9 protein-coding genes are annotated in these 10,707 nt (G+C 62.8%); 4 read left to right on the top strand and 5 right to left on the bottom strand.

The window, feature by feature from the left end; genetic code table 11:
• Positions 1-333: 333 nt before the first annotated feature.
• The 5 genes from E4P29_RS25715 to otnK all read right to left on the bottom strand — a co-directional run bounded on the left by E4P29_RS25715 (position 334) and on the right by otnK (position 5,272).
• Positions 334-1,026, bottom strand: a complete 693-nt coding sequence (locus E4P29_RS25715) for an aspartate/glutamate racemase family protein (protein WP_135048085.1) — start codon at positions 1,024-1,026, stop codon at positions 334-336.
• A complete protein-coding gene (locus E4P29_RS25710) occupies positions 1,023-1,757 on the bottom strand; it encodes a GntR family transcriptional regulator (protein WP_135048083.1) in 735 nt (244 codons plus the stop codon). Before E4P29_RS25710 ends, E4P29_RS25715 begins: the two co-directional genes overlap by 4 nt.
• On the bottom strand, positions 1,732-3,015 hold the full coding sequence (locus E4P29_RS25705) for an aminotransferase class III-fold pyridoxal phosphate-dependent enzyme (protein ID WP_209205520.1): 1,284 nt from the start codon (positions 3,013-3,015) through the stop codon (positions 1,732-1,734). Before E4P29_RS25705 ends, E4P29_RS25710 begins: the two co-directional genes overlap by 26 nt.
• A gap of 395 nt (positions 3,016-3,410) precedes the next feature.
• Positions 3,411-4,019 carry a 3-oxo-tetronate 4-phosphate decarboxylase gene (otnC, locus tag E4P29_RS25700; RefSeq protein ID WP_245154501.1) on the bottom strand — a complete coding sequence of 203 codons (609 nt, stop codon included), beginning with the start codon at positions 4,017-4,019 and terminating at the stop codon, positions 3,411-3,413.
• Positions 4,016-5,272 carry a 3-oxo-tetronate kinase gene (gene otnK / locus E4P29_RS25695; protein ID WP_135048081.1) on the bottom strand — a complete coding sequence of 419 codons (1,257 nt, stop codon included), beginning with the start codon at positions 5,270-5,272 and terminating at the stop codon, positions 4,016-4,018. The genes otnC and otnK overlap by 4 nt, the downstream gene beginning before the upstream one ends.
• Positions 5,273-5,970: 698 nt before the next feature.
• On the opposite strand from otnK, the gene E4P29_RS25690 reads away from it, so the two are divergent.
• The 4 genes from E4P29_RS25690 to E4P29_RS25675 all read left to right on the top strand — a co-directional run.
• The gene (locus E4P29_RS25690; RefSeq protein ID WP_245154500.1) at positions 5,971-7,428 is read left to right on the top strand and encodes an APC family permease; all 1,458 of its coding nucleotides are present in this window, start codon (positions 5,971-5,973) and stop codon (positions 7,426-7,428) included.
• A gap of 1 nt (position 7,429) precedes the next feature.
• Positions 7,430-7,795 carry a hypothetical protein gene (locus tag E4P29_RS25685; RefSeq protein WP_135048079.1) on the top strand — a complete coding sequence of 122 codons (366 nt, stop codon included), beginning with the start codon at positions 7,430-7,432 and terminating at the stop codon, positions 7,793-7,795.
• Positions 7,796-7,807: 12 nt separating this feature from the next.
• The gene (locus E4P29_RS25680) at positions 7,808-10,129 is read left to right on the top strand and encodes a N,N-dimethylformamidase beta subunit family domain-containing protein (RefSeq protein ID WP_135048077.1); all 2,322 of its coding nucleotides are present in this window, start codon (positions 7,808-7,810) and stop codon (positions 10,127-10,129) included.
• A gap of 121 nt (positions 10,130-10,250) precedes the next feature.
• The coding region (locus E4P29_RS25675) for an aldehyde dehydrogenase family protein (RefSeq protein WP_135048075.1) at positions 10,251-10,707 on the top strand (457 nt) is incomplete at its 3' end.

Here is a 10,707-nt window from a genome sequence, read left to right as displayed (position 1 = left end):
TTTCGTTCTGGGGAGAAGTGAATGGATGTGGGTAGTTCACGTGCTGGGGCGGCGGGCGATGTTGTAGAAGCGCACGTTCTGGTACTCCTCGAGCCCTTCGGCACTGCCCTCACGACCGAGACCGGACCGCTCGGGGCCGACTTCAGCCGATGGCGTTCGCCCGGGAATCGTGTGCCCGCCCCTTGCGCGTCGTCGAAACGAGGGGCAAGGGGTCGGGTGTGACCAGGGGGCCGATCATTCGCCGGTCACGATAGATATCCGCGTGAAGAGTCTCCCGTAGCGCGCTACGACCAGTGAGTTGGTAGCAAGCGTGTGCCCGAGAAGGAGCGAGCGTTACGCGTGTTCGAGGACGCTTGCCAGTCTGCCCATGGCGAGACCGGGACTCGAGAAGGTCGGTGTGGTCAGACCCTCATTGGAGACAATGGCAGCGACACGTGCCATGGATGCCTGGGCAAGCACGATGGAATCGACCGACTCAGCGAGATCACGTAACGCCTCGGCGATGATCGCGTCGTGGCGCGCTGTGTCTCCAGAAGCATTGGCGGCGAATGCCTCTGAGAGAAGTCGGACTTCGAGTTCAGGTTCCACCGATGCATCCTGGGCTCGGCGGCGGACCAAGTCGACCGTGGGCGAGAGAGTGGACTTGGCAGTGGCAAGCACAGCGATCCGGGGCGCGCGCTCCGTGCCGGCGGCAACCTGAGCGGATTCGATCGCAGCATCGACCATTGGCACGTCCACTCGCAATACGGGGACATCGACGAGCTGTGCGGCCAGTTCGACGGCGGGTCCGATGGACGAGCAGGTGGCCATCACGGCCACTGCGCCACTGTCGACCGCCGAGATGACGTGGTCGACCACGCGGCGCGAGATCGACGCTGTCAGGGCACCTTCGGCGAGTGCGTCGGCCAGCAATGACTCGTCGACGATGTTGGACACCTTGACATCGGCGGGGAGTCCCTTGCCGAGCTCACCGAACACGGGGAGGAGTCCGCTGACGGTGTGAAGTAGTACAACGCGACGGGTCATGACGGATCTCTTTCTCGGAGGCGGGCCAGCAGCTGTTCGCGGGACTGGCAGATGTGGTCGTCGAGCCGCGACACGGCGAGTTCGACATCGTCGGCCTCGATAGCTTCGATGACCGGGCGGTGGGAGTCGGGCTCGGCCTTCGCATCGGAATCGAGCACTTTCGTCAGGACGATGACCCGCCGAGTCTCCATCTGAATCGACTTCAAATGGTCCAGCAGTAGGTCTTCCCGACAGGTGGATGCGATCACGTAATGCAGTTGGATGTCGGCATCGACGACCGCGAACAAGTCATGGCGACGGTAGGCATCCTCGAGCTCGGCGAAGGCGGCTCGAATGGTTCCCAGGGCCGCCTCGTCGACGTAACCCCGTGTCATCGCAGTGCGCAGCGCATAGCATTCCAGCAGTGCGCGGAGATTGAACACTTCGCGGACCCGCTTCTCGCCGATGCTCTGGACGAAGGCACCGCGGTGCGGATGGATCTCCACCAAACCCCGATCCCGCAGGGCACGCAACGCTTCGCGCACCGTGCCCCGGGCGGTGTTGAGCTCCGCGGCGAGGGTGACCTCGGGCAGCTGTGAGCCCGGCGGATACACGCCGCGGATCACAGCTTCGGCAATGTGATCGATGACCGCATGGGTAAGCGTCTTGGGCCGCGTTAGTCCGCGCGGCCGCGCACGCGAGTCTTCGGGGTCGGCTTGGACCTCATCAGGGCCTAACGAAGTCGGACTCACGCGAAACTACCTCCAGGCTTTCGTGGATGGTGCCGGCGACCTTCGCCAATTCCTCGTCGGTGATGGTGAATGCCGGCGACACCTGCAATGCGACGTCTCCGAGGTTACGGGTGATCACACCGCGCTTGCGAGCTTCGCGCGTGAGTTTGGCCAGCACGGTGGGATTCGCCTCCTTGACCCTCGGATCGATGTTGACGGCTCCGAGCAATCCCACGCCGGCGCGCACCTCGTCGACCAGCGGGTGATCGGCAAGCGGGGCCAGGTGCGATGCCATCACAGATTCGTACTCCGCCACTCGGTCGACGAGACTTTCCTTTTCGAGGATGTCCAGGTTGGCGTTGCCGACCGCGGTGGCCATCGCGTGCCCGGAATACGTGTAACCGTGCCGGAACACGGCGGTCGAGCCGTCCTTCCAGAACACGTCCGATACGCGCGGCGCGATCGCGACCGCACCGAGCGGAGCATAACCGGACGTCAAACCCTTGGCCATGGTGATCATGTCGGGCTGAATTCCGTAGCGTCCGGAGGAGAACCAGTCGCCACCGCGGCCGAATGCGGAGACCACCTCGTCGATGACCAGCAGCACATTGTTCTCGCGGCAGATCTTCTCGATCTCGGGGAGGTAACCCGCCGGTGGGTGGAGTACGCCGCCTGCGCCGACGATCGGCTCGCAGAAGAATGCCGCTACGTTCTCAGCACCCAGCTCGGCGATCTTGGTCCGAAGGGCTTCGGCGTCGTTCCACGGTACCTGCGCCACAGACTCGACCATCGTTCCGAGACCGTGGAGGTTGGCGGGTAGGCCGGCGAGCGATGTGCCGTAGGCGTTCATGCCGTGGTAGGCACGGGTGCGGCTGATGATCATTTTCTTGCCGGGTTGTTCGACGGCCGACCAGTACAGGCGGACCAACTTGGCCGCGGTGTCGATTGCCTCGGAGCCACCGCCGGCGGTGAAGAAGATCTTGCCGTTGGGGAAGGGAAGGTAGTCGGCAATTCGAGAGGCGAACAGCTCGGTGTTCGGAGTTGTGAATACGTCGAAGGTTTGGAACGCCGCGAGATCGATCATCTGCTGACGGGCGACGTCCGCGATATCGGTACGACCCAGTCCGACGTTGCAGTACCACAGGCCGGCAAGAGAGTCGAGGTAGCTGTTGCCCTCGGCGTCCCACACCGTGCGGCCTTCGCCGCGCACGATCGTCACGGTGTCGTTCTTGATCGCGCTCATCTGCGCGAAGGGGTGCCAGTAGCTGGTCTCGGTCACGATCGTTCTCCTATTTCATCGGAATGAGTTGTTTGTCAGTTGAATTGGGGCCGGACCAGTTCGGCGGTGGCCCGAGCGCTGGACAGCTGTGGCATTCGGTCCGACGTGCCGATGCTCGAGCGGGATCAGCAGCGTCGTTTACGAGCGATTGTCGACGAGTGGAAGCCGAATGCTGAGCAATTGCGTCTTCGGAATCAGTGCTCGATCTGGGCGGCCATGGCCACCGAACCTCCTCCTCACCGAACCCTCACTCGTTGACCGTGTTCTGGGACCACCGATCGCTTTTGTGAAGGAAATCCTCTTCGCTACAAGAGATGTCGAGGGTTGAGGCCACCCACTCGATAGATTCTGCCAGACGCTTGGTCGACTGTCAATTGTCCAACAATGCTGCGCGTTCAGGGGTTGTAGGTGACCATCGACACGGGTCGGTCGCCCACCAACAACAAGATCCGCGCTGTTTCCTCGAGTTCCTCGGCCGCATCCACGGCCTCGGCCAGCGTCTTGCCCGCCAGTACCGAGCCGTGGTTGGCCAGCAGCACCGAGTGCGCTGCGCTCATGGCACGTCCTACCTCCTCGCCGAGGGCTGGATCACCCGGAGGCATGTACGGGACGAGAGGTACCCGTCCCACCCTCATGACGTGATACGCGGTCAACGGAGGCAGGCAGTCCGCGACGTCGAGCCCGGCCAGGCAGGACACTGCTGCTGCGTGTGAGCTGTGCAGGTGCACGACCGCATGCGAATCGGGGCGGGCACGATAGGTCTCGACGTGGATCGGCCATTCCTTGGAGGGTTTGGAGCCGTCCAGGTGCTCTCCGTTCAGATCGAGGAGTGCGAGTTCGTCAGGTATCAGGCTGCCCAACGAGGTTCCGGTCGGCGTGATGAGGATGCGATCACCCACTCGCACGCTGATGTTGCCGGTCCGACCCGCTGTCAGCCGGCGGTCGAACAGCGATGCTCCATGACGGACGATCGCGGCCCGTTCGGTTGCCATGGTGCCCGTCATGCGGACGCGGTTTCCGTGATGAAGTCGGGACCACCGAAGTTGCCGGACTTGAGCAGGAGTGAAATCGGATCGCTGGACACCGTCGTACACCAGGGGACCCCGGGTGCAGCCTCGTCGCCGACGAGGACTTGCTGTACGCCGAGTTCGGCAACCACGGCTCCTGACGTTTCGCCACCCGCGACGATGATGCGGCGCGTGCCCGCCTCGACCGCCCTGGATGCGATCCGGGCGAGCACCTGCTCGAGGATCTGCGGGGTGTCAGGCCCCATGGCCGTAGCACTTCGACGCCTCTCCTCGGCATCAGCGGAGGTGTATATCAACCGCGGGCGGGTGGCAGCCTGCGCCTCGTTCCATGCGACGGCGGTGTCTACGAGAGCGTCGGCGTCGGAGATGTCGCCTGGATCGAGTCGCAAGGCCGGCATGGAGAGTTCCGCCCGCCGCACCTGTTCCAGGGTTGCTTCCGAGCAGCTTCCGGCGAGAATCAGAGTCCCACTCGAGGCGTCGGGCGTACCTGGGCCGCTCGTTGGTTGCTCGGCTGCAGGTAGAGACGCGCGCAGGTTCAGTCCCACTGCCTCCACCAGGCCGGCACCGCCGGTCAGCAAGGCCTCATCGTGCCCTGCGGCGATGGAGTCGAGATCAGAATTGTCGATGGCATCTGTGACTATGTGCCGAATGCCCTGGCCGACAAGTCCGTTCACACGTTCGGTCACCGCCTCGTGGCCAGCCCGCACCACATCGAGCGGCAGCGACCCCACCAGGGATTCGGTCTGCAGCGACAGCCATCGCGCCAGGTTGGAGTCCGTCATCGGTGTCAGCGGGTGAGTTCGCATGGGCGAATCGCTGAGCAACTTGTCGCCGACGAACAGGTGCCCCAAGTATGTGGTGCGCAGGTGTAGTGGCGTGGCTGGACAGACGATCGTGTATCGAGCGCCAGTGAGAGTCGACAGGAGGTCACATACCGGACCGATGTTGCCCGCCGGTGTGGAGTCGAAAGTCGAACAGTACTTGTAGAAGTACCGCGTGACGCCGTTCTCACGGAGCCAGGCAACCGTTCGCTCGACGTACTCGCACGCTTCCGCGCTGGCGATGCTACGGAATTTGATTCCGACCACCACCGCGTCGCACTCCTGCAGCGTGCTGCCCGGGGCCGGGACGCCGAAGAGCATGACGACGCGAAGTCCGCTGCGACGCAGTGCTGCTGCGGCGTCGGTACCCCCCGTGTAGTCGTCGGCGATGACGGCAATGTGTGTCATACGGTCTTCCTTTCGGCACGACGGGGGTCATGCGTGCGGCCAGCACGATGAGGCTCGTGCTGTCAGATCGTTCGACCGTCCGGCGCGGGACGCTCGGTGTTCGAGAAGTTGTTCTCGCAACCTCTGTCGAACCTCGGTCCGACAAGGCGTCAACATCGTTGCTGCGCAACGACGCATACGTGTTCGAGCCGCCCTGGCTGGTCTTCAGCCGCGGCGAATGCGTGACTTCCCAATCGGGCTAGATTGTCCGAGGAGCGAATACGAGCAGATTGTCGATCAATCCGACAATCACCATAGGGCGCGGCACTCCGGTGCGTCAATACCTGATCGAACGAAGGTCGGGTATCTCGGTCGACGTCTGGAACCTGCTGCCCCGACGAGTGCTGGTGGCTGCGGGGTCGAATCCTTTTGTCGTGTGCACGGCGGCGACTGATGAATGCGCAGGGCCGGTCCATTCGGGGCATCGGACGCGCAGATCCATTCGGTGCGGGAGCGCCCTGCCTCGTTCGATCGTGGCGGTAATCGGTAAAAGTACCGATTGTTGGCGGTCCACTTGATGGCTACCTTGAGTTCACCCTAGTTCTGTGGCGCCAGTCACTGCCGCCGGCCGCGGAACAGGTGCCTGTGGCTTCACCTGCCCGGCCGGTTTGCGACTTAGCTGTCACGCTGAGTCCCGTCACTTACGGAAGGTCCAATTCATGAATGAGACTGAGAACACGGGGAGTTATGCCAACGCCGAACTCGCCCGGTTGGGGTATGACCCGGAATTGAAACGGGCAATGAGTTTGGCCGACGTGATCATCTTCGGCCTTATCTACATGGTGCCGATCGCGCCGATCGCCGTGTTCGGCTTGGTGTACAACTTCTCTGCCGGCGCGGTCGGCCTGGTGTACATCGTTGCCGCGACCGCCATGGTGTTCAGCGCGATCAGCTACCGGGAGATGGCGCAGACCTTCCCGATCGCAGGCTCGGTCTACTCCTACGTGCGATACGGCATCAACCAGTTCGTCGGATTCCTGTCCGGCTGGGCAATCCTGCTGGACTATCTCCTGATGCCGGCACTGCTGTCCTGCCTCGCGGCCTCGGCAATGGTGTCGCTCGTGCCGAGCGTGCCCGCCTGGGTTTGGGTCATCGGCTTCGTCGTCATCACCGCCGGCATCAACCTGCGTGGCATCTCGTTCACCGCGAGGATGAACAAGATCTTCCTCGTTATCCAGCTCGTCGTCCTGGGCGTATTCGTCGTGTGGGCGCTGGTGGCAGTGGCGCAGGGTAAGGGTCACTTCTCCTTCGATCCGATCTTCAGCTCCGAGTCGTTCAGCTGGACGGTCGTCTTCGGCGCCATTCCGCTTGCGGCACTGAGCTTCGTCGGCTTCGACGGCATCTCGACGCTCAACGAGGAAGCCAAGGGGGGCGGCAAGACCGTCGCGCGGGCCACCATGATCATTCTGTGGATTTGTACTGCCCTGTTCGTGCTCCAGGTCTATCTCGCAGCGATCTTCGTACCGACTGGCACGGTGTTCGCCGACGGCGATGACACCAACAACGCCTTCTACAACATCACTGGCGAGGTCATGGCGAACTGGTTCCAGATCGTCCTCACCCTGACGACAGCACTCATTGCGTTGTTCGCCAACATCCTTGCTTCCAATGGCATCTCGTCGCGACTGGTGTTCAGCATGGCCCGCGACCGTCAGCTCCCGGCATTCCTGTCGAAGGTGCACCCGAAGACACAGGTCCCGGCCAACGCGATGATCTTCATCATGGCGGTGTCACTCGTCGTGGGAGTCCTCGGGGTCGAGAACCTGGAGCTGCTCACCAGCCTGGTCACCTTCGGCGCCCTGACCGCGTACATCATGCTCCACTTCAGCGTTCTGGTGCACTTCGGGGTGAAGATGAAGAGCCGAAAGGTGTTCGCCCACTACATCTCTCCTGTCCTCGGCGCAGGCGTACTGATCTACGCGCTGTGGAGCGGCAGCTTCAACGCCAAGGTCTCCGGGCTGATCTGGTTGGCCATCGGAGTTGCGATCGCCTTGTACTTCCGTAAGACGGGCCGTTCGTTGGTGCAATCGGAGATCGACGCCCCCGAGGCCGCTCCGACTGCAGTGGCCGGCGAGCCTCACGCCTCACCCGCCGTCACCACCCAGAAGGAGCGCTGACATGACCACCGGTATCCAACGCAAAGCATCCAACCGTACCGAAGAACTGGCACAGATCCACGCCCGACGAACCCTCGAGCGGGTCACCGCCGAATACGACGAGGTCGTTGCCGCCGAACTGGATGCCAACCCGTTCGGGCCCCACACCGATCGCACGGCGCGGGTTCTCCGATATTTGCGCGCCCTGCCCGTCACAGGCAAGGAAGTCCTTTTCGCACCGAGCAACGATGCGTGGGCAATCGGGAAGATCGTTATCGGTGCACCCGGAAACCTGATCGTCGAGGACGACGTCTTCGACGACTACACAGCGGCCGCGCGCACCGTATTGCGCCGCCGTCTGGCCCTCTTCGTCGATACCGTTGAATAGTTAGGTTGACTCATGAAGCACGATCCCACCACGATCTTCGGCTACACCGATCGCCTCTCTGCTCGCCCAGGTGAGACGCTCACGTTTCACGTAAGCAGCGAAGAGCCGACCCAATACGACGCCTCGCTGGTCCGGCTGAGTCACGGCTACACCGGGTCCGCCAGTCCCGGATTCATCGAATACGATGTGGCCGGCGCGAGTTTCGCGGGCAGCTACACCGGCGAACACTATGTCTGCCAACCAGGATCGTTCGTCGAGATCGACGATCCCAACTCGGTCCTTGCCGACCCGACCGACGTGGCGATCAGCGTGTACGTCTACGCGACGCTGCCACTGCCCGAGCGTGCCGCCAGCATCGGTGCCTACCACGTCACGCAGACCTCCATGGGTCAGGACAACAAGCGTCAAACAATCTGTGGCACATGGGATGAAGACACTGCAACGGGTTACGCGCTGGTGCTGGACGATGGAGTGCCCACCGTGTTGTGGGGCCATGACGGGCAGCCGCGAACCCTCTCGACTGCGAGCGTTCTACAGGCCAACCACTGGTACCGAATCGATGTGCGCTTCGGAATGGGCGCGGGTGAAGTCCAGCTGACGCAGACACCCATCGAAAACTGCATGAACCAATTCTCCGATCAAGCCATGCCTATCGATGTCGAGGAGGCGACGGCTTCATTGGGCGAATGCACCCCCGCCCGAAGTGCTCATTCATTCCGGATCGCGGCGCTCGCTCGCCGCGATGGTGCCCGGTGGCTGGCCGTCTCTCCGTTCAACGGCAAGATCGGCGCGCTCACCGTCACCCGGGGGTCAGATCCCCTGGACGGTAATGGCGGGGGACTACTCGCACGCTGGCACTTCGGGCGTTCATCCTCCGACGACGGACTTTTGTTGTGGGATGTCGTCGATCTCTCCGATAACCAACTGCATGGTCGGTGCTTCAACGCGCCGATACGGGCCGTAACCGGGCCGTTGTACGCGGGGTTCTCGGAGGACTTCCGCCTCGCACCCGATGAGTTCGACGCGATCCACTTCCACGACGACGACATAGCCGACGCCGAGTGGCCCGTCGCGTTCACCTTCGCCGTACCCGATGACCTCCCCAGCGGGGTGTACGCCGCGCGCCTCATGGCGCACGACAAAGCGCACTACGTCCCGTTCATCGTCGGGCCCGGCAGTCGCAAAAAGGAAGTGGCACTGCTTCTTCCGACCGCTACTTATCTCGCCTACGCCAACGATCGGACCCCATTCGAGGCCGACGGCGCCGAGGTCATCGTGTCGCACACCCCGATCCTCAACAACAATGACATCGATCTCCAGAACCATCCCGAATTCGGACGGTCCTGCTACGAAATCCACAACGACGGCAGCGGTGTGGTGTTCAGCAGCGCTCGCAAGCCGATCATCACACTCCAGCCCAAGCACCGGGCCTGGTACGGGGCAAACGGCGTATGGGGACTGCCCGCAGACCTGTGCATCGTGAACTGGCTGGACACGCTCGACTATGAGTTCGACGTCATCACCGACGAGGACCTGAACGCAGGCGGCTACGAGTTGCTGGCCGACTACAAAGTGGTGCTCACCGGCGCACACCCCGAGTACGTCACGCGCCAAGAACTGGATGCGCTCGACCTGTTCACCGCACGTGGGGGTCGGCTGATGTACCTGGGCGGCAACGGGTTCTTCGCGACCGCGTCATTCGTCCCAGGTCAGCCGCACGTGATGGAACTCCGCCGATCCGCCGGGGGCACCCGGCCTCACCAGTCGAACTACGGCGAGCGACGGCACGCCACTTCTGGGGAGATGGCGGGACTGTGGCGGCACAAGGGCAAGGCACCTCAGCGTTTGACCGGTGTGGGCTTCGCCGCGCAAGGATTCGACCGTTCGACCCATTACGAGCGGCTCGAAGACAGCCGTGATCCGCTCGCTGCATTCGTGTTCGAGGGAATCGGTGACGATGAACTCATCGGTGACTTCGGCATCATGGGCGGTGGAGCGGCCGGGGCCGAAATCGATTGCTACGACCCGGCACTCGGCTCTCCCCCTGGTACACTCGTCCTCGCGACCTCCGGTCCACTGACCGACGCGTTCCTGGTTGTCATCGAAGAAATCTACGAGAACTTGCCCGGACAGGGCGGCACCGAACACCCCTACGTCCGGTCCGACATCGTTCTCGGGGCACTCGACGGTGGCGGCGGATTCTTCTCCGTCGGGTCGATCGCTTGGACGGCTGCTCTGTCGCACAACGGATACGACAACAACGTCGCGAGAATCACCGGCAACGTCTTGAAGCGCTTCGTGTCCAAGGAGCCACTGGATCAGATCGTCGACTGAGCGCAGTCCAAGCGCAGCAGATCGGTTGGCGACGGCGAAGTGCCGTCGCCAACCCAGTGGCCCGCAATACCGGCCTGGAATCCCGCCGGGCACAGTAATGACAGAAATTGAGGAGACAGCAATGAACAGCTATACCGTCACCGATCCGGGTTCCGGTGAGGAGCTGAGGTCGTTCCCCGTCGATACCGACGCCGAGATCGATTCGAAGCTGGACGCTGGGCATGACGGGTACAAGTCGTGGGCTCGTTCGACGATCGAGGAGCGGGCGGCGCTGCTGCGACGCCTCGCTCAACTTCACGAAGACCGTCAGGACACCCTCGCCGAGATCGCGCAGAGGGAGATGGGGAAGTCTCGCGAGGATGCCCTCGGTGAGATCGGTGTGTGCGTGTCGATTTATCGGTACTACGCCGATAATGCCGCGGCGTTCCTCGCTGACGAGACGATCGACGTCTTCAGTGGGCCGGGTACCGCCATCGTTCAACGACGGCCCATCGGCATCCTTCTCGGCATCATGCCGTGGAATTTCCCGTACTACCAGGTGGCGCGGTTCGCCGGTCCGAACCTTGCTCTGGGCAACA

Origin of the sequence: Rhodococcus sp. 1R11 (genome assembly GCF_004563845.1) — a bacterium.
Classification (GTDB): Bacteria; Actinomycetota; Actinomycetes; order Mycobacteriales; family Mycobacteriaceae; genus Rhodococcoides.
This window is presented reverse-complemented; position numbering and strand designations above follow the sequence as displayed.